Source organism: Flavobacterium xanthum, from assembly GCF_900142695.1.
GTDB classification, from domain to species: domain Bacteria; phylum Bacteroidota; class Bacteroidia; order Flavobacteriales; family Flavobacteriaceae; genus Flavobacterium; species Flavobacterium xanthum.
This window is the reverse complement of the sequence record NZ_FRBU01000010.1, coordinates 46,166-69,299: the sequence shown is the minus strand read 5'-3', so window position 1 is coordinate 69,299 and position 23,134 is coordinate 46,166. Positions and strand designations below refer to the sequence as shown.

General features: G+C 35.4%; 18 protein-coding genes and 1 tRNA gene. 9 read left to right on the top strand and 10 right to left on the bottom strand.

Annotated features, from left to right (window positions below; all coding sequences use genetic code 11):
• Positions 1 to 8: 8 nt before the first annotated feature.
• The 7 genes from BUC11_RS06130 to BUC11_RS06095 all read right to left on the bottom strand — a co-directional run bounded on the left by BUC11_RS06130 (position 9) and on the right by BUC11_RS06095 (position 9,030).
• A complete protein-coding gene (locus BUC11_RS06130; protein ID WP_073352787.1) occupies positions 9 to 1,916 on the bottom strand; it encodes an AMP-binding protein in 1,908 nt (635 codons plus the stop codon).
• A gap of 17 nt (positions 1,917 to 1,933) precedes the next feature.
• On the bottom strand, positions 1,934 to 2,296 hold the full coding sequence (locus tag BUC11_RS06125) for a response regulator transcription factor (RefSeq protein WP_073352786.1): 363 nt from the start codon (positions 2,294 to 2,296) through the stop codon (positions 1,934 to 1,936).
• Positions 2,297 to 2,300: 4 nt separating this feature from the next.
• Positions 2,301 to 5,006, bottom strand: a complete 2,706-nt coding sequence (locus tag BUC11_RS06120; RefSeq protein ID WP_073352785.1) for a sensor histidine kinase — start codon at positions 5,004 to 5,006, stop codon at positions 2,301 to 2,303.
• Positions 5,007 to 5,333: 327 nt separating this feature from the next.
• A complete protein-coding gene (locus BUC11_RS06110; protein ID WP_073352818.1) occupies positions 5,334 to 5,561 on the bottom strand; it encodes a DUF6814 family protein in 228 nt (75 codons plus the stop codon).
• A gap of 10 nt (positions 5,562 to 5,571) precedes the next feature.
• Positions 5,572 to 7,107: an MFS transporter gene (locus BUC11_RS06105; protein WP_073352783.1), complete on the bottom strand. Its 1,536-nt coding sequence runs from the start codon at positions 7,105 to 7,107 to the stop codon at positions 5,572 to 5,574.
• Between the two features lie 22 nt (positions 7,108 to 7,129).
• Positions 7,130 to 8,509: a porin gene (locus BUC11_RS06100; protein WP_073352782.1), complete on the bottom strand. Its 1,380-nt coding sequence runs from the start codon at positions 8,507 to 8,509 to the stop codon at positions 7,130 to 7,132.
• A 101-nt stretch (positions 8,510 to 8,610) separates the two neighbouring features.
• Positions 8,611 to 9,030, bottom strand: a complete 420-nt coding sequence (locus tag BUC11_RS06095; RefSeq protein WP_073352781.1) for an IS1/IS1595 family N-terminal zinc-binding domain-containing protein — start codon at positions 9,028 to 9,030, stop codon at positions 8,611 to 8,613.
• A gap of 589 nt (positions 9,031 to 9,619) precedes the next feature.
• Here BUC11_RS06095 and BUC11_RS06090 point away from each other — a divergent pair.
• Positions 9,620 to 10,159, top strand: a complete 540-nt coding sequence (locus BUC11_RS06090; RefSeq protein ID WP_073352817.1) for a lipid-binding SYLF domain-containing protein — start codon at positions 9,620 to 9,622, stop codon at positions 10,157 to 10,159.
• A 198-nt stretch (positions 10,160 to 10,357) separates the two neighbouring features.
• On the opposite strand, the gene BUC11_RS06085 is transcribed toward BUC11_RS06090, so the two are convergent.
• Positions 10,358 to 10,430 (bottom strand) — tRNA-Phe (locus tag BUC11_RS06085).
• Between the two features lie 128 nt (positions 10,431 to 10,558).
• On the opposite strand from BUC11_RS06085, the gene BUC11_RS06080 reads away from it, so the two are divergent.
• The 6 genes from BUC11_RS06080 to BUC11_RS06055 all read left to right on the top strand — a co-directional run bounded on the left by BUC11_RS06080 (position 10,559) and on the right by BUC11_RS06055 (position 16,804).
• Positions 10,559 to 11,293 carry a type III pantothenate kinase gene (locus BUC11_RS06080; RefSeq protein ID WP_073352780.1) on the top strand — a complete coding sequence of 245 codons (735 nt, stop codon included), beginning with the start codon at positions 10,559 to 10,561 and terminating at the stop codon, positions 11,291 to 11,293.
• Positions 11,286 to 12,533, top strand: coding sequence for a BamG family beta-barrel-assembly machinery protein (locus BUC11_RS06075; RefSeq protein ID WP_073352779.1), 1,248 nt, complete (start codon positions 11,286 to 11,288; stop codon positions 12,531 to 12,533). Before BUC11_RS06080 ends, BUC11_RS06075 begins: the two co-directional genes overlap by 8 nt.
• Before the next feature lie 40 nt (positions 12,534 to 12,573).
• Positions 12,574 to 13,128: an LPS export ABC transporter periplasmic protein LptC gene (lptC, locus tag BUC11_RS06070; protein WP_073352778.1), complete on the top strand. Its 555-nt coding sequence runs from the start codon at positions 12,574 to 12,576 to the stop codon at positions 13,126 to 13,128.
• Positions 13,129 to 13,138: 10 nt separating this feature from the next.
• Positions 13,139 to 13,336 (top strand): hypothetical protein, encoded by a 198-nt coding sequence (locus tag BUC11_RS06065; RefSeq protein ID WP_066083050.1) that lies wholly within the window; start codon positions 13,139 to 13,141, stop codon positions 13,334 to 13,336.
• Positions 13,337 to 13,339: 3 nt separating this feature from the next.
• Positions 13,340 to 14,599, top strand: a complete 1,260-nt coding sequence (locus BUC11_RS06060) for a hemolysin family protein (protein ID WP_073352777.1) — start codon at positions 13,340 to 13,342, stop codon at positions 14,597 to 14,599.
• A gap of 108 nt (positions 14,600 to 14,707) precedes the next feature.
• A complete protein-coding gene (locus BUC11_RS06055; protein WP_073352776.1) occupies positions 14,708 to 16,804 on the top strand; it encodes a peptidylprolyl isomerase in 2,097 nt (698 codons plus the stop codon).
• A 121-nt stretch (positions 16,805 to 16,925) separates the two neighbouring features.
• On the opposite strand, the gene BUC11_RS06050 is transcribed toward BUC11_RS06055, so the two are convergent.
• Positions 16,926 to 17,843: a GYDIA family GHMP kinase gene (locus BUC11_RS06050; protein WP_073352775.1), complete on the bottom strand. Its 918-nt coding sequence runs from the start codon at positions 17,841 to 17,843 to the stop codon at positions 16,926 to 16,928.
• Between the two features lie 69 nt (positions 17,844 to 17,912).
• Positions 17,913 to 19,229, bottom strand: a complete 1,317-nt coding sequence (locus tag BUC11_RS06045) for a hydroxymethylglutaryl-CoA reductase, degradative (RefSeq protein WP_073352774.1) — start codon at positions 19,227 to 19,229, stop codon at positions 17,913 to 17,915.
• Positions 19,230 to 19,408: 179 nt separating this feature from the next.
• Between BUC11_RS06045 and BUC11_RS06040 the strand changes: the two genes are divergently transcribed.
• On the top strand, positions 19,409 to 21,580 hold the full coding sequence (locus BUC11_RS06040; RefSeq protein ID WP_073352773.1) for a S9 family peptidase: 2,172 nt from the start codon (positions 19,409 to 19,411) through the stop codon (positions 21,578 to 21,580).
• A gap of 9 nt (positions 21,581 to 21,589) precedes the next feature.
• The gene (locus tag BUC11_RS06035; protein WP_073352772.1) at positions 21,590 to 23,134 is read left to right on the top strand and encodes a peptide MFS transporter; all 1,545 of its coding nucleotides are present in this window, start codon (positions 21,590 to 21,592) and stop codon (positions 23,132 to 23,134) included.

The following is a 23,134-nucleotide window of genomic DNA, read 5'->3' as shown; positions in this document are numbered from 1 at the left end:
AGTTTTAGTTATTCTTGTTTTGTAGTATAGATTCCAATTTCGTGTTTTGCTAAAACGGCTGCAATTTCATCCACAATAGATTCGTCATCAATAGTAGATGGGATTTGGAAATTTTCACCGTCGGCTATGCTTCGCATCAATTTTCGCAAAATTTTTCCAGAACGTGTTTTGGGCAATCGTTCTACGATAACCACGTTTCGGAGCGAGGCTACTGCCCCAATTTGTTGTCGCACTAATTTAATTGTTTCTTGTTCCAATTGAAAATGTTCCATTTCAGCATTTAATTTGGTCACCACCAATGCGAGTGGAATTTGCCCTTTCAATGCATCATGGATACCAATCACAGCACATTCTGCCACTGATGGATGAGAAGAAACAATCTCTTCCATTTCTGCTGTCGAAAGGCGATGTCCAGCAACATTGATTACGTCGTCTACTCTTCCTGTGATGAAAATATAATCCTCGCCATCTTTAAAGCCACCGTCACCAGAGAAATAATAGCCAGGAAATTTATTTAAATAACCTGCTTTAAAACGCGGATTGTCCTTCCATAAGTCTAATAAAGTTCCTGGAGGCAAAGGTAGTTTTAGCACTACATATCCTTCTTCATTAGGACCTAACTCTGTACCGTCTTCACTAAAAATTTTAATGTCATAGCCACAAACTGCTTTTCCTACAGAGCCTGGCTTTATGGGTAAAGGTTCTACGCCCATCATATTGGCAATCATTGGCCATCCAGACTCTGTTTGCCACCAATGGTCGATTGCAGGAACGGGAATGTGTTTTTGATACCATTCTAATGTAGCAATGTCACAACGTTCACCGGCTAAAAATTGCGTTTTTAAAGAACTTAAGTCATATTGTTTTATAAATTCACCATCAGGATCTTCTTTTTTGATAGCTCGAATAGCTGTTGGGGCTGTAAACATGGCGTTGACCTTGTGCTCTGCAATAATTCTCCAAAAAGTACTAGAATCGGGTGTTCTTATCGGTTTTCCTTCGAAAATAAGCGTCGTGCTTCGGTTAATTAAAGGCCCATAAACGATAAAACTGTGTCCAACCACCCATCCTACGTCGGAGGCAGCCCAAAAAACTTCATCTGGTTGTACATTGTAAATATGTGTCATCGAAAACTTCAATGCAACGGCGCAGCCACCGGTATCTCTTACTACGCCTTTTGGTTTTCCTGTGGTTCCTGATGTGTATAGAATATACAAAGGATGCGTTGTATTTACAGGAACACAGGCTGTTTCCTCTGATCCGTAAACCAGTGCATCGTAATCGACATCGTATTTTTTAAACGGAACTCTTGCACCTAATTTTCGGTTGAAAACAATCACTTTCTTAGGGCGGTGTGAAGCTAATTCAATAGCTTCATCGACTAATGGTTTGTATGCAATTAAACGATCAATCTCAATTCCTGAGGAAGTTGTAATGATCAATCGGGGTTTACAATCATCAATTCGAATGGCTAATTCATGGGGTGCAAAACCTCCAAAAACAACCGAATGAGTAACGCCAATTCTTGCGCAAGCCAGCATCGCAAAAGCTGCTTGAGGAATCATAGGCATGTAAATAACACAAGTGTCGCCTTTTTTTAAACCCAAGGATTGCATACCTCCAGCTAATTTTGCGACTTCGGTTTTGACTTCCGAGTACGTGTATTTTTTTACGGTTTGCGTTACTGGCGAATCATAAATAATAGCAGTCTGATCGCCATAGCCATCCTGTATGTGTTTGTCGATTGCTAAATAGCAAATGTTCAATTCTCCATCTCGGTACCAAAGCGGATATCCATTGTCATCTTTCGATAATATAGTCTCCGGTTTACTGTACCACTCAATAGCATCAGCTTGTTTAGTCCAGAATTTTTCTGGGTGCTCGATGCTTTCTTCATAAATTTCCTTGTATGTCATTGTGTTGAATTTGTTTCTTATTGAATTAATTCATGAACTTGATCGACCAGTTTTTTGATCGAAAACGGCTTGGTTACATATAAATTTGCACCTAAAGAGAGGCCTTTTTCAATATCCTTTTCTTTATTTTTTGCCGATAGAAAAATCACTTTGCAATGCCGCAGGCGTTCGTCTTTTTTTATTTGTTCCAATGTTGCAAAGCCGTCTACCATAGGCATCATCACATCCAAAATAATTACGTCTGGAAGTTGTTTCTTTAAAATGTCCAAAGCCTCTTGACCATCGCGAGCTATGAAAACTTCAAAATTATTCTTCTTAAACGTATATTCCAGTGACATTACTATGTTAGGTTCGTCATCTACAATTAAAATCTTCTTCATCTTGTTAACTATTTTCTGCTGTGTTATAATTGGGTAAAGTAAATACGAAAGTGGCGCCTTCCACTACATTATCCTCGGCCCAGATCTTGCCTTTGTGATGCTCAATAATTTGTTTGCAAATGGCTAATCCCAATCCACTTCCTATTGGTTTTTTTACGTTCTGGTTGCGAGATTGATAGAATTTATCAAAAATGGCTTCGAAATCTTCTTTCTTAATTCCCTTGCCATTGTTGTGGACCTTGACTTCAATATTGTTTTTATTCTCATCAATCGAAATCACTATTTTTCCATCGGTATCGGCACTAAATTTTATGGCATTCGACAGTAAGTTATGGATGACCTGAATGATTCGCTCTTCGTCATAAAAGGCTTTTATTTCTGTGGAGGCACTACTGAATTCAACACTAATTTTTTTATTTTTGATCAATTGCTGAACGGAATCCAAGGTGTTTTTTATGGTTCTTGAAATATTGTTTTTAGACAAGTAAATTTTTTGCTTCCCAGTTTCAAATTTCTCTAAATCCAGTATTTTATCAATCAAACGATTCAAACGATCCGATTCAGAAATAATATTCTGTAAAAACTGTTTTCTCAACTCTTCTGGAATATCGTCGTCATCATGAAGGATTTCGCTTGCCGCTCGAATGGCCGTAATTGGTGTTCTAAGCTCATGCGTAACGGTATCTAGAAATTCATCTTTTTGGATGTCTTTGTTAACTAATTCTAAATTTGCATTTTTTAGTTGTTCCGATATTTTTTTTAATTCATTGGAAGTGTCTGTCAGTTTTTTATTAATGATCAGGTTTTCTTGTGATTCTTCTAAAATTCGCAATACCTCCGGCAGGCTAATTTTATCTTCCTTAATAACACTCGATATTAATATTTTGGCGGAAGCCGTGCCAATATGGCCTGTCAATAAATTCTCGGCAAATTTTATAAATCGAGCATCCGCTGTTGTGATGTCTTTATCAACATTGTATTTTAAATTGAAAATAGTCAAGGCTCTTTTAGTCCTTTCTTCTCCTAAGAAACGCTGCAATACTTTTTGTATATCCGAGATGTAAGCAGTTCCTTTCCATACAAAAGCATTTTCGTGATTGGTGATGTATTTGTCAATATCTACAAACATTTCGGCATAATTACGTTCTCTGTAATTTCCTTTAAAACTCACTGATACCGCTGCATAACTCAAGATATTAATTAATAGACTCCAAAACACAGCATGTGGTATGGGTTCTAAATAATCCAAACCAAAAAGCTGAAACGGTTTTAATAGTGCTATTCCCCAAGGTCCTTCCTGAATGAAAAGGCTCGTGGATTTTGTAAGCCCCATGGCATACGGGATTAAAAGCGTATAAACGCAGATAAAAAAACCAAGAAGCATTCCTGTAATTGCACCGTTTTTAGAGCCTCTTTTCCAGAATATAGCGCCAAAAAAGGAAGGAGCCAATTGTGCTATAACTACAAAAGCTACTAGACCAATGGAAACCAGAGAATAATCTAAAATGAATATTCGATAGATGGCGTAGGCCAAAATTATAAGTGAAAATATTCCTATTTTACGGCTGTTTACAATTCGTTTATTGTTCTTTTTCTGTGATGAGTTTTCCAATGATCCAATAAAGCCATACGGAATCAGTAGATTGTTGCTTAGCATGGTAGCAAGAGCAATGGAAGACACGATTATCATCGAAATCGCTGCTGAAAACCCACCTAGAAATACCAAAACAGTCAATACATTATTATCAAAAAACTGTGGAATTAGTAGTGAATACGTATCTGAATTGTGGCCTTTGCCGTCAAAAAGTATGTTCCCGCCCCAGGCTATTGGAAATACAAAAAGGTTAAAAAGTAATAGGTACAAGGGGAATAGCCAGATGGCTGTTCGAATGTGCGTTTCTTTATTATTTTCCACAATGGCGGTATGGAATTGTCTTGGCAATAAGAAAATAGCAAACATGGATAATATACAAAGAAAAAACCAGTTGATGCCATTTGTTATGCCACCGATTGAATTTTTTTTGTCAAAATCTTTAAGCACAGAGGCTTTTTGATAAATATCATCAAATCCATCAAATACAAAATAGGTTACATAAATACCTACGATTAAAAAGAAAACGAGTTTCAAGATAGATTCCATAGCAACAGCTGTAACAATGCCGCGTCTTTTTTCCGAAGCATCTACGTATTTTGTGCCATAGTATGAAGCAAATAAAGCTAAAGTTAAACAAACATAGGTTGTAGTGTCAGTAAAAATATTATCACTTGCCTGTGTTTTTGTAACAATGTGAAAAGTGTCTGAAATTGATTTTAGTTGTAAAGAAATGTATGGTAATATGCCAATAACACAAATTATGGTCACCAATGCTCCAAGAAATCTACTATTTCCGTATCGTAAAGAAATAAAATCTGCAATGCTGGAAATTTTATTTACTCTCGAAATTCTAATGATTCTCTTGAGAATTACCATCCATGTAGGGACGATAAGTATTGGGCCTAAGTAAATAGGCAAATAACTTAAACCAGATTCTGCGGCCACACCAATACTTCCGTAATAGGTCCAAGCAGTGCAATAAACGGCTAAGGAAAAGGAATAGACGTAGGGATTATTTGTCCATTTAGAGTGGCTTCTTTTTTCAGACCAATAGGCAATGTAAAAAAGAATCGACAAATAAAGCACCAATATCAGTAAAAGTCCAATGCTATTCATAATATCTTTTTATAATTAAGTACGAGATAGCAATTGAAAACAGCCATGCCGAGAAGATATAAATGTAAATTATTGGAAACCCGAAAAGGGGTTTTGAACTGTCAAATAGTAGCAAAAGAGGCACGTTCAAAGCCAATAGCATTAGCATTGAAAGAATAACCAACTTTTGTTCATGTCTCTTTTTCATAAGAAGATGCGGTTTGCTTTTCAGCAGAATGTTCTTTCGCCTTTTTTTATAATTCTGTTTTAGAATTGGAGGCTTTGTTTAAAAAAATAAACAACCTCTGCAAATTAATGCAGAGACTGTCTATTGTGGTAATGGTTTGGTTAATTGTCTTTTTCATCGTAATCTCCCATTAAGGAGAAGTACCCAAAGGTTCCCAGTCCTAAAACAATTAATGGGGTTAGTATAAAGAGTATAATTATTCCGAAAACTAAGTCTTCTTGTTTTCCGGACATCAATTTTGGTAATCCAAAAGTGAAGATGCAAAAATAGGCTGCGGCAGCTGCTAATGCAATCCAAACTAGTCCTAATATTCTTTTTAATTGATTCATAGCTGTGTTTTTATTCGTGAGCGTTTTTATCTTTATTTTTAATGTAAACCATTCCAACTACAAAACTAACTGCAGCAATAACAATTGGATACCAGAGTCCTTCAAGATAAAATTCCGGATGGCCGAGGTCTTTTGCATTGGTAACAAAATAGGTTGAAATAGCAGGTAGTAAGCCCCCGAAGATTCCATTTCCTACGTGGTACGGCAATGACATCGATGTGTACCTGATTTTTACTGGGAACATTTCAACTAAGAATGCGGCAATAGGACCGTAAACCATAGTTACGAAGATCACTTGTATGAACACTAAAAATACTAAAACCCAATTGTCACTAGAATTAATTTTCACCGTTGTTTTAGTGTCGACTTTAGCTTTGCCATCCACCACGATTGCTACACCGTTTTCTAAATGTACGGTTTTTATTTCTTGAAAAGTAGTTCCATCCACATACTCTTTGTTAGTCGTGTAGATTGAGTCCATCGTCTGTTTTTTGTTTTCCTTTAATTCAGCTAGTAGAGTCGTTTTTTCCACCATTTCAGTTTTGTTTTTTACTGATGTGGTTTCGTACATTTGTTTGTAGATGGGTCTGTATAATAAAATGGCCAATAACATTCCGCCCATCATAATGTATTTTCTACCTACCTTATCACTCAACCAACCAAAAAATACGAAAAAGGGTGTGCCAATAATCAAAGCAACTCCTAATAAAGTATCCACTTGAGAGGAATCAATGGACATTACTGTTTTCATGAAATTCATTGCATAAAACTGACCAGTATACCAAACAACACCTTGTCCCATTGTAGCTCCAAATAAAGCCAACAATACAAATTTCATATTGTATCGATTTCCAAAACTTTCTTTCAAAGGATTTGTACTTGTTTTTCCTTCGCTTTTAGCTTTGGCGAAAACAGGTGATTCATCCATGTTTTTTCTAATCAAATACGAAACTCCAACCATGACGATGGATAACCAAAATGGAACTCTCCATCCCCATTCGTCAAATTGTTCCGGTGTTAGGATATTTCTTGTGGCAAGAATTACCATTAAAGAGATGAACAAACCAACTGTTGCGGTAGTTTGAATCCAAGAAGTCCAATATCCTCTTTGTCCTACTGGCGCATGTTCGGCCACGTAAGTCGCTGCTCCACCATATTCACCACCCAATGCAAGACCTTGTAACAAACGAAGAATTAATACTAATAAAGGAGCCATAAATCCAATGGTTTCATAACTTGGGATACAACCTATTAAGAATGTAGCACCACCCATTAAAAGCAAAGTAACCATGAAGGTGTATTTTCTTCCAATTAAATCTCCTAATCTTCCAAAGAAAAGGGCTCCAAACGGTCTAACTACGAACCCTGCTGCAAATGTTGCCAAAGTTGATAAGAAAGCAGCTGTTGGATTATCCGAAGGGAAAAACTTAGTTGAAATTACAACTGCTAAGCTTCCAAAGATGTAAAAGTCATACCATTCGATCATGGTTCCCATTGAGGACGCGGAAATAACTTTCCAAATTCCTTTTGTTGATTTTTCTTTCATGTATTGTTATTTTTAAAATTGATTATAGATAGATTTGAAGTTGTACTATGAAGTCTCCTAATGATCCTGAACGATTTGTTAGAGAGGTGTATACGGGTCTAGTTGAATATTGCGCCGTTATTTTGGCATGGTGTCCATCTAAGAAAAAGTTAGATCCTACATCAAACTGTGTGCTTGACTGTTCCAAAGCATCAAAGTTTTTATAGGTAACAGCACCAAAAGGCTGGATGCGAATTTTAGGTTTCGCTTCTTTATTTGGTAATAAAACACCTGCTTGCGTATACCATATGTTTCCAGATCCAATAGTAGGTTGTGCATTACCAGCTCCTGCAATTGCTCTATTTCCTGTAAAATTAGGATCTACTGAGCCAATATTCATAATCCCAACATTACGCAAATAATTAGGACCAAAATCATAATCATATAGCACACTGTAACCTGTTATGGCCATTTTGTTTTCTTTTTTTCCAATAGGCATATCAAGAAAAACATCGGCAGAGAAAAGTTTGATGTCATGTTTGTTGATAGTACTGTTTACAGAAGTTTTTGTAGCATCAGGGGCCGTGTAAAAACCAGCACCAATGTTGAATACTTTTTTAGTTCCTAAATAGCTACCTACTTTAAAAGGCAATACATTGGCTTCTTGATCTAAAAACTGGTATTCAAAATATCCGGCTTTAGACCATTTCGTCATACCACTGTTATCTACAGCTACGGCATTCGATGCAATCGTTGTGTTTGCAGGAGTTAAGTTGGTAGCATAAGGTTTGTTGTAACTCATGCGATATTCAAGTTTTCCATATTTTCCCTTTGCAAATAGACCTACCTGTCTGGCAAATTGATCTGAATTTTCAATTAATGGCCAGTTAAAAATAGGAGCATCAATAGTTAGGAAATTTAAAGTAGAAGCCATTGTTAATCTAGATAATCCCATGTAATAATGCAATCCAGCACCGAGAGTGAAACTAAATTTTTTGTCTTTTTCTGGCAATACAACTGCATACTCATTCCATGCGTCATGAAAGAATAAACCTGGTTTTTTCCCGGCACCGTAGCCACCAGTACCTGAGGTTCCTGCTGCGCCACCGTTAATGAAAGTTTGGTTGTTAATACCAAAATGAGTCAAGATCATGTATCTTTTGGATATTTGTGCATAGGCTAGAAAACGCAAGCGCCTGTTGCCTATATCGGTCGCAGTGGATGTTGCTTCTCCACCAATCATTGTTCCAGGATTCATCTGAGCGGAACGCATCCAGATTTGGTTCCAAGCAATTACGCGCATGAATTTGGAACCGTCTTCGTTCAGATTAAATTTCAGTCCGGCACCATAGTCGGTGGAGCCTTGTGAAAATCCTTCAAGAGACAATAGTAGTATTGCCGCTGTAAAAAATATTTTTTTCATAAATAGAAATTGGTTATTAAATGGTTGGTTAATAAAGTGCCAAATTCAGTTATTTTATTCTAGAAAAAAATTTCAATATATTTTTGTGTAAAGTACTATAGTTAATCTTTAAATCGCTCCCATTTAATGAGCATAAACTTATCGCCAAGTTCGGTAATAATCATCCCTGCGCCAGAGAGTAATTCCTTGTTTTTTAAAAATTCTACTAGTTCTAAGTGGCTAAAAATCTTGTAAGTGGGATGGTAGTTGGCGTGAGAGGGCTTTTTGATATTGTAAGACTTTACCCAATTGCTCACCGTTACATGTGAAACCCCTATTATTCGCTCTATTTCCCGAAAACTTAGACCTTCTAAGTAGAGCTGCAATGCTTTAGTTACGTAGTAATCATCTATCTTTTTTCCAATTTTATTAACCGTAAAAAAATAATTGCATTTTTTACATAAGTACCTTTGTTTGCTGTTAATTACACCACTTTTTATGATGTGGTTGCTTTGGCATTTTGGACAGCTTAAAATCTCCATATATATAAATTTTGCATAAATATAGTAATCTTGCAACAATATAAAAGAGAATTATATAATTATATCGTTTTATATTTACGAAAGGCGCATTTTTATTGAAAAAATGATGTGGTTTTGATAATAGTGTAGCCTGTTTTAAAATATCTCTTGAATAACTTTTACGTTGTGTAGTTTTTATTTTAATCAAGGTCCTGCGAAAGAAAAATTTGGTAGTTTTTGGCTGTTTTTAAAAGAATTGGTGGAGTTTACAATAAGGAGTCGGTTTTTCTTAACCTAATTGTAAAGGAAAGCGATGATGGTGATTAGTAAAGAATCATTAGTTTATTTTATTGAAAGCAAAAACGAAGTGTTTCAATCGTTCTGGTGCGATACCATTTTTTTAAAGGCAATACCACTTATTTAAATGTTTCCTGATTAAATCGAGTCGGAGGAATGTCTTTTATTTTTTCTACCTATGTTATTGATAATCAATATATTTAGTATTTATTTTAAAAAAATATGGTATATTTGAATAGCCATATTTTGCTTCTTGTTTAGCAAAAGTAAGGTAGAATGGTTCAATTTTTTAATAACATTTAAATCTAGAGAGATGAAAAAATCAAATAGTATTTGGGTAGTAATGATGGTTTGTATGCTGTGTACAGCATCCGTTTTTGGGCAATCTAAAGCAAAGAAAAATAAAATCATCGCCGATAGTAAGATGGCAAAGGTTGAGTTTGTTAAAGCAGATGCGTTAATGAAGGGTCTGTTTGAAGATGCATACGGTTATGTAATTTTTCCCAATGTGGGTAAAGCCGGATTTGGTATTGGTGGTGCAGCGGGCAACGGAGTGGTTTATGAGCGAGGAAAAATAGTAGGTATGGCTAAACTCGCGCAAGTAAGCATTGGATTTCAGGCCGGGGGACAAGCCTATCGAGAGGTGATATTTTTTGAAGGGCAAAATGATTTGGAGCGATTTAAAGGTAGCCAATTCGAGTTTTCTGCCCAAGCTTCGGCGGTTGCTGTAACGGCCGGTGCTTCAACTAATGTAAAGTATGCTGATGGTGTGATGGTTTTTACCATGCAAAAAGGAGGGCTCATGTATGAAGCATCAGTTGGAGGGCAAAAGTTTCAATTTAATAAATTGTAAGGTATTTTATCAAGAGATAAAAAAGAAAATGCAGCGTTCATAAGGTATATTACAATCCAAAGGTGGTTGTCTGCTTATAATACTAGACCACTAACGGTTCTGTAAAAACGGCTGAATTTTGTCCACTATATCAGGTGTAATTAATGATTACAGTAGATTTTTAAAACAAAAAACCCGAATATTGCTATTCGGGTTTTGTGGTACCTCCAGGGATCGAACCAGGGACACATGGATTTTCAGTCCATTGCTCTACCATCTGAGCTAAGGTACCTTATTTTTGCTTTTCGAAAGCTGTAATGCTTGCTCATTGCGGGTGCAAATATAGAATGATTTTTAGTTTATCCAAAACATTTTTTAAAAAAAATCAATTCGTACCTTCGCAGCACCAAAAACCAAATTATGATTTTAGTTGTCGATGTGGGAAATACCAGAATTAAAGCAGCTGTCTTTGAGGGTGCTATCCTTTTAGAGATTTTTGTTTTTACCAAAATAGAGCTTGAGAAAAACATTGAAAATATTTTAAATAAATTTCAAAAAGTAGCTCATTTGGTTGTTTCTTCCGTAGGAGATGTCGAAAAGCAGTCGTTTTTAGCATTTGATTCGGTTCTAAATATTTGTTTTGTTTCCAATGAAGATCCTTTTCCTTTCCAAAATAAATATACTACTCCCAAAACTTTAGGAATAGACCGAATGGTTCTCGCAGCTGGAGCAGTCTTTCAATTCCCCAATCAAAACCGACTAGTTATTGATGCAGGAACTTGCATCACTTATGATTTTATTGATCACCAAAATAACTATTTGGGCGGAGCTATCACGCCAGGACTGCGATTGCGGTATGAGTCATTACACAATTACACTGCGAAATTACCTTTACTGGCATTAGAAAGTCCTAAAGAACTAATAGGGAACTCGACTCCAAATTCTATTCATTCTGGTGTGGTCAATGGATTAGTATATGAGATTGACGGTTTCATAACAGAATATAGTACACGGTATTCAAATTTTATAATAATTTTAACGGGTGGGGACACAGATTTTTTGGCTAAACGATTAAAAAATACCATATTTGCCAATTCAAATTTTCTGCTGGAAAGTTTGAACCAAACATTTCAATATAAAATCAAAAATGATTAAAAAAATTATAGTAAGCGCTTGTTTGCTTTTATCATTAGTATCTTTTGCTCAAGAGGGGACATCATCCCCATACTCTTTTTACGGAATAGGTGATGTGCGATTCAAAGGAACCTTAGAAAATCGATCTATGGGTGGGATTGCTATTGAGCAGGATAGTATTCACATGAACTTACAAAATCCAGCTAGTTTCGCAAGTTTGAAACTGACCACATTTTCTTTAGGCGGGACTCAGGCTATTACAAAATTAAAAACCGACACGGAGTCGTCAAATGCGCGTAGAACCACTTTAGACTATTTGGCCGTAGGTTTACCACTAGGTAAATTTGGTTTAGGTTTTGGACTGATACCCTATTCTTCCGTTGGTTATAAAATTAGAACAGCAGGATCGCTTACTGAAAACAATCAAAGTTTTAATGGAAAAGGAGGCTTGAACAAAGCATTCCTTGGTTTAGGATATAAAATAATGAAGGGTTTAAGTATAGGCGCTGATGTGAATTATAATTTCGGAAAAATTGAAACTAATAATTTTGAATATATTACCGATATTGCAATAGGTACTCGAGAATTAAATACAGTAGATTTATCTGGGGTTAATTTCAATGCTGGAGTAATGTTTCAAACCAAATTTTATAAAAAAATATCTTTTTTCAGTAGTTTTAATTACTCTTTAGAAAGTACTTTAAAGGCTAAAAACACTAGAAATATTGCTACAGCATTGTACAATTTAAATTTTGATTTGTCAATTGTAGATGTTTTGGAAGATGTGAAAACAGAGAGAAATTTAAAAATGCCAAGTAAATATGCTGCCGCAGCAGGTTTTGGGGAAGCTAGAAAATGGTTGATTGGAGTTGGTTATACTTTTCAGGAACCGAGTTCTATAAGTAATAATTATAATTCACCTGACAATGTGACCTACGAGAAGCATTCCAAATATAGTATTGGAGGCTATTATATGCCTAATTACAACTCCTTTACAAGCTATGCCAAAAGGATTACTTATAGAGGTGGTTTTAGATTTGAGAATACAGGTTTGGTCATTAACACAGAACCGATCCAAGATATGGCAGTAACATTTGGAGTAGGGTTGCCGTTGACGGGAACATTCTCCAATGTAAATATTGGTCTTGAATTGGGAAAAAGAGGAACTACTGCTGCCAACTTAGTAGAAGAGAACTATGCGAACGTAAGTGTTGGTTTTTCACTTAACGAACAATGGTTTGTGAAAAGAAAATTCAACTAAAAGAGGAATTGCCACTACAACTTCTTCGTAAGTTAATCGTATGACTTTATTTATAAAATATACTATCAAATGGATTGTCACAGTTTTTGCTGTGACACTGTTTTTTGGGTGCGAAAGTAATTTTAAAGAGATACAAAAAATTAATTTTTCTGAATTTCTACCCAGCAGCGATGCGGATAAGGTCAATCTCAAGTATACGGATTCCGGTCGCATTACCGCAGTTCTTGTAAGCTCTAAAATGCTTGATTACGCAAGTGTTGATTTTCCTTTTACTGAATTTCCTAAAGGGATTGATGTGACACTGTACGATAAAAAAGAAAAGAAAACCTTTATAAGATCAAATTATGCGATCTCTTTCAAAGGGACTAACATAATTGATTTACAAGGAAAGGTGAAAATTTTTACAGAACAAGGTCAAATGCTGGAAACAGAGCAGTTGTATTTTGATCAAAAAAACGAGTGGTTTTTTACCGAAAGAAAATTTAAATTTACCGATCCAAAAGGGGTTTCAAACGGTCAAGGAATTGATTTCAGTAAAGATTTCAAGGTCATTAATTCTCAGAAAATAACAGGCGAAGTAGAAACAAACGAATAATTTTAACACTATGAATTACTTAAAATACACACAATACGTTTATCTTGTTTTTGGAGCTTATTTCATTTACGATGGCTTTACCAAAGTAAACGATCCTGCATTGGGAAATCCGTGGTTGAGTTTTATGATCGCAGGATTAGCCGTCTTTATGTTTTTCTTTAGAAGAAAATTTGCCAAAAAATTTGAAGATAGAAACAAAAATTCCTAAGTGATGGAAGCTAGTATTATCATACTTTGTCTAATACTAAGTGCTTTTTTTTCAGGAATGGAGATAGCCTTTGTCTCTTCGAATAAAATATATCTTGAGATTGAAAAAAAGCAAGATAATTTTCTATCAAAAATATTGACCAAACTGACGGAGAAACCTACGAATTTTATTGTCTCCATGGGCATAGGCAATGTTCTCGCTTTGGTGGTTTATGGTTTTTTAATGGGAGATGTCTTGATGCGTTGGTTTTTGGCCTTAGGCTATCCCCTTTCCGAAGGATTTCTGCTGCTGCTGCAAGTGCTGGTTTCAACGATGCTTATTTTGATCACATCAGAATTTCTTCCTAAAGTTTTTTTTCAAATTTATGCCAACTCATTAATTAAATTCTTTGCAATTCCAGCTTATTTTTTTTACAAGATTTTTGGATATATTGCAGCTTTCTTTGTAGGAATTTCGGATTTCATACTAAAAAAATTCTTTAAAACACAAGGGGATAGTGTGTCCTTGTTTTTTAGTAAAATTGAACTAGGAAACTACATTACAGAACAAATGAGTACGGTTGAGGATAATGAAACGGTAGATTCAGAAATTCTCATGTTTCAAAATGCATTAGAGTTCTCCGGTGTTAAAGCCAGAGATGTAATGAGTCCTAGGACCAAAATTATAGCCATTGACTTATTTGATTCAATCGAAGAATTAAGGGCGTTATTTATTGAAACGGGCTATTCTAAAATTGTGGTTTATCAAAATTCTCTTGATGATATTATTGGTTATGTGCATTCCTTTGACTTGTTTAAAAAACCAAAGAGTATCAAAGAAATTGTGATTTTGGTACAGTTTGTTCCGGAGACAATTTTTATAAAGGATGCCATGAGTTTGCTAACTAAAAAGCGAAAAAGTGTTGCAGTTGTTTTGGACGAATATGGGGGAACATCAGGTATTATAACTATTGAAGATATTGTTGAAGAGCTTTTTGGCGAAATTGAAGACGAACATGACTCTGATGAAGAATTGGTAGAAAAAGAACTCGGAGAAGGTGTTTTTATATTTTCAGCTCGCTTAGATGTAGAATATTTGAATCAAACTTATAAATTACAAATTCCAGAAGGAGATTCCTACGGAACACTAGGCGGTTTTATTGTCGATTTTACAAAAGAAATTCCGCAAAAAGGGGACGTCATTCCAATAGGAATCTATCATTTTATAATAGAAGAAGCAACAAATAAGAAAATAGAATTAGTTAAAATGAGCGTTCAAGACTGATTTTTATTGTGAAAATAAAATTTCTTGCAAAATAAAACGCTACTAGTATAATTATTAATTAGATAATTGTATTTTCGCAAACTGAATATAAAAATTAACAACAATAAAATGGCAGTTTTACAAAAAATTAGACAACGTTCACTTCTTCTGATACTTGTTATCGGGTTTTGTTTATTAGCATTTATCATAGGTGATATATTCAACAGTGGTGGTTTCAACAGTACATCAAAAGATGTGGGAAGCATTGACGATAAAGATATTTCATTTGAAGACTTTAGAGTTAAAGTGAGCAATGTAGAGAAAAGTGGGCAAGGGATTACTTCAACAGAAGCGGCAAACAGAGTTTGGGACCAAGAAGTTTCTATTGCTTTGTTGACTTCTGAATTTGAAAAATTAGGACTTAGAGTAGGTGAAAAGCACTTATTAGAAGTTTTAAAAGCAGATCAAAATATTGGTGGAAATCCATTGTTTATGAATGCTGCTGGTGTATTTGATGTTGCTAAATTCAAAGAATACTTCAAGTCAAATCCTGAACAAGCTCAATTTTTAAAAGATAGAGAAAAAGACGCTGAACTAAACGCTAAATATCAAATGTACAACACAATGATCAAAGCGGCCGTTTTTACAACGGAAAGTGAAGGGAAAATGAAATACGAAATGGAAGCAAACAAAGTGAACTTTGCTTATGTTGCCGGTTTATATTCGACGATTAAAGATAGTGATGTAAAAATCACCGATGCAGAGATTGTTGACTACATGAAGAAAAATGAAAAAAAATTCAAAGCAGATGAATCTCGTGAAGTAGAATATGTTTTGATTGAAGACAAAGCTTCTACAGCAGATGAGGCTGAAGTAAAAACCAAAATAAATGCGTTGTTGACAGGAAGTGTGGTGTACAACCAAGCTACTGGAAAAAATGATACAGTAGCTGGATTTAGAACTACTAAAAATGCAATCGACTTTGTAAATTCAAATTCAGATGTTCCTTACGATTCAACTTATATCGCAAAGAAAGATTTACCAGCTGTAGATGCTGATAAATTGTTCAACTTGGCTCCAGGGGCAGTTTATGGTCCTTACATGTTTGGAAAATACTATTGTATTTCTAAATCTATGGGAATGAAATCTGGTGTAAATGCAAAAGCAAGTCATATTTTAATTGGTTACGAAGGAACTCAAGTTCCTAATCAAAAAGAAAAAAGAACGAAAGAACAAGCTAAAGCTAAAGCAGAAGATATTTTAGCGCAGGTTACAGCTAATCCAGATAGTTTCATGATGTTGGCTTTCACAGCTTCTGATGATTCATCTGCACAACAAGGTGGTGATTTAGGTTATTTTGGTCCAAACCAAATGGTGAAGCCGTTTAATGATTTTGTTTTCAGTAATGGAATTGGTAAAGTAGGTTTAGTAGAAACTGATTTTGGTTTTCATATTATTAAAGTAACAGACAAACAAGACGGAATTCGTTTGGCTACTGTAGCTCAAAAAATTGAAGCATCTGAAGCTACTTCTGATAAAATGTTTACGCAAGCAACTAAATTTGAAATGGATGCTGCAGATAAAGATTTCAACAAAGCAGCAAAAGAAATGGGTCTTAAAGTTACTCCAGCTGTCTCTGTAAAAGGGATGGATGAAAACTTTGGATCTTTAGGAAATCAAAGAACTATCGTGAGATGGGCATTCGAAGATGGTGTTAAAGAAGGTGCTGTAAAAAGATTTGAAGTGGCTAATATGGGTCATGTTATTGCAAAACTGAAAAGTATTGATAAATCTGGTTTAGTTGCTGTTTCTGTAGCGAGACCTTATGTAGAACAAATACTTAAAAACAAGAAAAAAGCAGAACTGATCAAAGCTAAAATGACTGGTACCTCACTTGAGTCTATTGCGAAAGCAGTAGGTGGAACGGTTCAACAAGCGGCTGATGTCACCATGGAAAACACCATGTTGCCAAATGTAGGTCCTGAACCAAAAGTAGTAGGAAATGCATTTGCTTTAGCTGCAAATAAAATGTCAGCTCCTATCGAAGGGAATACAGGTGTTTACGTAGTTAAAAACATAAGCACTGTAAAAGCTCCAGCAATGAAAAACCATGCTCCTTACGTTGCTAAATTGAAAGCGCAAAGTGCTTCAGAAGTAAATAGAGTAATTCCTGCATTGAAAGGAAATGCTAAAATTGAAGACAACAGACAAGATTTTAATTACTAGTTAAAAAGTAATTAATCAAAATAAAAAATCCCGATACATGCTGAATGTATCGGGATTTTTATTTTACAGATTGAGTTTGAAAAACGATCTTGAAATTTAGTGTCTAAGGAAAACGATCCAATTAGAATAAGATCATTTCATCATAACGAAGAATAGTTTCATATCCTTTTAATTTAAAATATGGTGTTGGGTTGTCCTCCGATATAACCATTACAAAATCGCCTCCCCAAGCTCCCAGACTTTTTATCGCACCATTAAAATCAGGAAACAAAGATTCTTTTATCGTTGGTGTTTCCAGAATGTTGCTCATTTGTGCTTCGTGTTTTTGCATTGCTGAAGCAAAAGATTGAATTGTTGCAGCATTCAAAACTTCAGAAGTTATCACGTCATTTATAGCGATGGTTCTCGGTAGATTATTCTTTTTATTCATATTGTAAGCAGCAATTGCAGTTTTACTGCTTTGCTTTTTATTCAGATATACAAAGTATAGGTTTTGTGTGAATTCTGGATTAAAAGTGGCTTTTTCAATAATAGGTATTCCGTTTTTTAGCTGATATACAATAGGAGTGTCGTTTTGCGCGCAGGCAATGTCGTACCCACTACCTCCAAAACTGTTTTTAAGTAATGTGAAAGCATCGATTTGCAACCATTGGGCAATGTTGTTTATCAAAGTCGATGACGTTCCCAAACCCCAGCTTTTCGGAAATCCAAGTTCAGTGGTGATAATGTAACCATCTGAATTTAAAATGAAATCCGGATTGAGTTTAAATGCTTCGTGTAAAATAGTAGTAAGTGTAGCTTTGACCGATTCATTTTCAGCAGCTATTCCTGTTACAATATCAGAAAATGAAAGCGTGTCTTCAAACCAAATACTTCCATCTGCATCGTAACTTTTCCAGATGATTTTTTTACGGCTTCCTTCTTCTATAATTAGATTTTGTCCCATTTTTGTGGGTAATGCAAAAGCTTTGGCGCCATCAAGAACCAGGTATTCTCCCGTGATTAAAAGTTTTCCGTTACTGTAGAATGTTTTTTTCATGTATGCTGAATTTATTTCAGTATCTTTTTTACTCCTTAAAGCCTAGGAACTCTGAGCTTATTCTAAAATTTATTTTCTTAAACCTTCAATAAAAGAGACCACAGCGCTATGTGAAACAGTATTCTTTTTGAAATGCTTCTGAATTAAAACGCGTTCTTCATCATTGGCTTCAAACTGGTTGATGATGTTATTCAAGTGCATTTTCATGTGTCCTTCCTGAATTCCAGTTGTAGTTAATGAACGTAAAGCGGCAAAATTTTGAGCCAAACCGGCTACGGCTACAAACTGCATTAATTCTTTGGCAGATGGTTTTTCCAGCATTTCCAATGATAATTTTACCAATGGATGCAGGGAAGTTAAACCACCAACAGTTCCTAATGCTAAAGGAATTTCCAGCCAAAAAGTAAAAACACCATTTTCTATTTTGGCGTGGGAAAGACTGGAATATTTTCCGTTTCGGGAAGCATAGGCGTGAATTCCTGCTTCGACAGCACGGAAATCATTTCCTGTTGCTAAAACTACTGCGTCTACCCCATTCATGATTCCTTTGTTGTGTGTTACGGCACGATACGGCTCGACTTCGGCGATTTGAACGGCTTGCACAAATTTCTCGGCAAATTCCAGAGGATTCGTAATGTGTTTCTCTTCTAAGTCTGCAATTGGACAAGAAACTTCAGCTCTTACGATACAATTTGGAACATAATTGGAAAGAATACTCATTACGACTTCAATGTCTTTCTCCGTTTCCGTGAACAAGTCATAATGATGTGCTTCTTCTTTTAATGTTTTGGAAAATTGTTCCAGACACGAATTGATGAAATTGGCTCCCATGCTGTCTTTGGTTTCAAAAGTGGCATGAAGTTGAAAATAATTGGGCAATAAATCAGTTTTGTCTTTTAGAATAATGTCTAAAATTCCACCACCGCGTTTTTGCATATTTGTGGTAATCGATTCGGTTTCTGAGAAAAATTTATTTTTGTTTTGCGCAAAAAACAAGTTCAGTTTAGAAACGTCACCTTTATAAATAAAATGAACCTGACCAATTTTTTCGGTGTTGAGTACCGTTGCTTTAAATCCGCCACGCGTGGACCAAAATTTAGCAGCTTTTGCGGCAGCAGCAACCACAGAACTTTCCTCAATAGCCATGGGAATGGTGCTGTATTTTCCATTAATCAGGAAATTAGGAGCAACTCCAAGTGGAATATAGAAATTGGTTATCGTGTTTTCTATGAATTCATCGTGTAATTTCTGTATTTTTTCATCAGTATTCCAATAGTTTTTCAGCAAGGCGATGGCTTCTGTGGGTGTTGAAAAATATTGATCGGCAATCCATTTAATTTTTTCTTCTTTGGATAATTTAGAAAATCCGCTAATAGCCTTGTTCATTCTCAATTGATTATGGTGTAATTAGTTGCAAAGATACGGTTTTAGCCGTTTTATTTACAATCAAATTATATTCAGCGAAAGGTTATTTTTTATAATACTTTTTACATTTAACATATAAAATGACCGATAATTGTAATTTTTTCACTAAAATTGACGGTTTTTATCTTTAAATAAATAGTATGTATTCGAAAAAAATTATAACATTATTTTTATTCTTGTGTTTTACCGTTGTTGGTCAACAAAAAATCACAATTGATGAACTTTATAACGGTACATTTCGAGCTCAGGGAATGGATGAATTACAATCGTTGAAAAATACAAATCAGTACACGGTTTTGAATGCGGACAGGCAGTCCAGAAGCATGCAGATTGATTTGTATGATTTTGCAACATTAAAAAAAGTGTCAACATTAATAGATACAAAATCGCACAGAGAATTGTCTGGCGGGATTGACAGTTACACGTTTGACGCTTCAGAGAAAATGATTTTATTGGCTTGCAATACCAATCAAATCTTCCGCCACTCGTTTACTGCGGACTATTATTTATATGACATCACCAATAAAAAATTAAGAAAATTATTCGATTTTCAGGTTCAGGAGCCTACTTTTTCACCTGATGGAAAAAAGATTGCTTACGCCAAAGAAAATAATCTGTATGTTTATGATTTAACTTCTGCCACATCAACTCCAATAACTAGAGATGGACAAAAAAACAGCATTATTAATGGTATTACGGATTGGGTTTACGAAGAAGAATTTGCTTTTGTAAAAGCTTTCGATTGGAGCGCTGACAGCAAAAAAGTAGCTTACATACGTTTTGACGAAAGTCAAGTTCCAGAATTTTCGATGTCCATGTTTGGAAAAGAGTTGTATCCAATGATGCAAACCTTCAAATATCCAAAAGCAGGGGAGAAGAACGCTGTAGTTTCGTTACACATATATGATGTGAATGCAAATGCGGTAAAAAATATAAATTTAGGGAAATACACTGATTTTTATATTGCCAGATTGAAATGGACTAACGAGGCAAATACATTGTCTGCACAGGTATTGAATCGCCATCAAAACAATTTAGATTTGTTATTTATCGATGGTAATTCAGGAGCTGCAAAAGTAGTTTTGAACGAAAAAGATAAAGCATATGTTGATGTAACGGATAATTTGACGTTCTTGAAAGACAACAGTTTTATTTGGACCTCTGAAAAAGACGGTTTCAATCATATCTATTTATATGATAAAACCGGAAAATTGAAAAACCAAATTACTAAAGGAAAATGGGAAGTAACTAATTATTATGGTTTAGACGAAAAGACAAATACGGTTTTCTATCAGTCTGTTGAAAATGGATCGATCAACAGAGATGTTTACAAAATAGGTCTAGACGGAAAAAACAAAGTGCGTTTATCACAATTTACAGGAACGAATGCGGCGACGTTCAGTCCGAATTTTCAATACTACATTAACACGTTTTCTAGCGCTGCTCAACCTACGACGTATACGTTGAACGATGCTAAATTTGGAAAACAAGTTCAAGTTATTGAGAACAATGAAACTTTGGCTGCAAAGCTAAAAAGCTATGATTTACCGGCAAAAGAGTTTTTTGTTTTGAAAACAGCAAAAGGAAATGAACTAAATGCTTGGATGATTAAACCGAAAAATTTTGATCCAGCAAAAAAATATCCGGTTTTTATGTACCAATATTCGGGTCCTGGTTCACAACAAGTAAATAACGAATGGAATAGTACTGATGATTACTGGTTTATGATGTTGTCACAACAAGGTTATATTGTAGCTTGTGTTGACGGACGCGGAACTGGTTTTAAAGGAGCTGATTTCAAAAAAGTGACGCAATTACAATTAGGAAAATACGAAGTGGAAGACCAAATTGACGCTGCCAAAGTATTAGGAAATTACACATTTGTGGATAAAGCTAGAATTGGTATATTTGGCTGGTCGTATGGTGGATTTATGGCATCTAATTGTATCATGAAAGGAAATGATGTTTTCAAAATGGCAATTGCTGTAGCTCCAGTGACGAACTGGCGTTTTTATGACAGTGTGTACACGGAACGTTACATGACAACACCACAAGAAAATGCGAGCGGTTACGATGATAACTCACCCATAAATCATGTGGATAAATTGAAAGGGAAATTCCTTTTGATTCACGGTTCAGGAGATGATAATGTGCATGTTCAAAACTCCATGCAAATGATGGAAGCTTTGATTCAGGCCTATAAACAATTTGATTCGCAAATTTATCCAGACAATAATCATGGGATTTATGGTGGGAAAACCAGAGTCCAATTGTACACGAAAATGACTAATTTCATTAAAGAAAATTTATAACAGCGCTATATGACAAACGACGCATTGAATCAGGAAGAATTTTTTGGACATCCAAAAGCGCTTTTTATATTGTTTTTTACAGAAATGTGGGAACGCTTCTCCTTTTACGGAATGAAAGCATTGTTGATTTTCTATCTGACACGATACCATCTTTTTTCAGATACTTCAGGAAATTTATTAATAGGTAGTTATGCCGCTTTAGTGTATGCCGTGCCAGTAATAGGTGGTTTTATTGCGGATCGGTATTTAGGTTTTAGAAAAGCGATTGTTTTTGGTGGGATTATGCTGGTTTTAGGTCATGTAGGAATGGCTTATGAAGGAAATGCTGCAACACAATCGATGACAGGTGAAATTACACGGGACGAAACCGCTTTGCAAATATTTTACTTTTCCTTATCCTTGATCATAGTAGGGGTTGGTTTTTTGAAAGCCAACATCTCTTCTTTAGTAGGAGCACTATATGAAACAGGTGATAAAAGAAGAGATTCCGGATTCACGTTGTTCTATATGGGAATCAATTTAGGGTCGTTCTTGGCTACCTTAATTTGCGTATGGCTTGGAGAAAAATACGGTTGGAGCTATGGTTTTGGTGCAGCTGGAGTGGGAATGTTTTTTGGACTGGTAACTTTTATTTCCGGAAGAAAATTATTGATGGGCAAAGGAGAGCCAAAAGTTCCAGAAACGTTAGAGAAAAAATCATTTGGCATCAAAAATGAATGGTTAATATACTTAGTAAGCGTTTCTTCTGCACTTGTTTTTTGGCAAATGGTGCAACGTCATGAAGTCGTTTCGTATTCCTTGATGGTTGCTGGTGCTGTTTCTTTTATTTATATCGTTTATTATGCAGTTACGCAACTGGACAAGAAAGCGAGAGAGCAACTAATCGCTTTGACAATTTTGATTGTTTTTACCATAATCTTCTGGGCATTATTCGAGCAAGCTTATACTTCTTTAAATTTATTTGCTGATCGTATTTTAGATAGAACAATTTTTGGATATACGATCTCAGCGGGGCAATTTCTAAGTTTCAACGCGTTGTTTATTATTTTATTAGCCCCAGTTTTTGCTTGGTTATGGGTAAAGTTAGGGAAATACAATCCTAATACAGCGGTAAAATTTTCTATGGCATTGTTGTTGGTAGGTTTGGGGTTTGGGTCTTTGGTTTTAGGGATTAGCCTCTCGGGTTTGGGGAAAGTGGCCATGATCTGGTTGATTCTTACCTACTTTTTACATACCTGCGGAGAATTGTGCCTATCACCAGTTGGACTGTCTGCTGTTACTAAATTATCGCCAGTAAAAATCGTAGGATTCATGATGGGGGTTTGGTTTTTGGCTACAGCCAGTTCTGAATTTATTGCATCCATTTTAGCTAACATCGCGTCAGTGGATACTTCAAATGGTACAGCGCCAGATTTAAACTTAGCAAAACAGAGTTACTTAGTCCTTTTTGAATACTTATTTTATACTGGACTTGGTTTTGGTGTGGTGCTCTTGGCACTTTCGCCAGTGATCAAAAAATTAATGCACGGAGTAGATAAAGAATTAAACAATTAA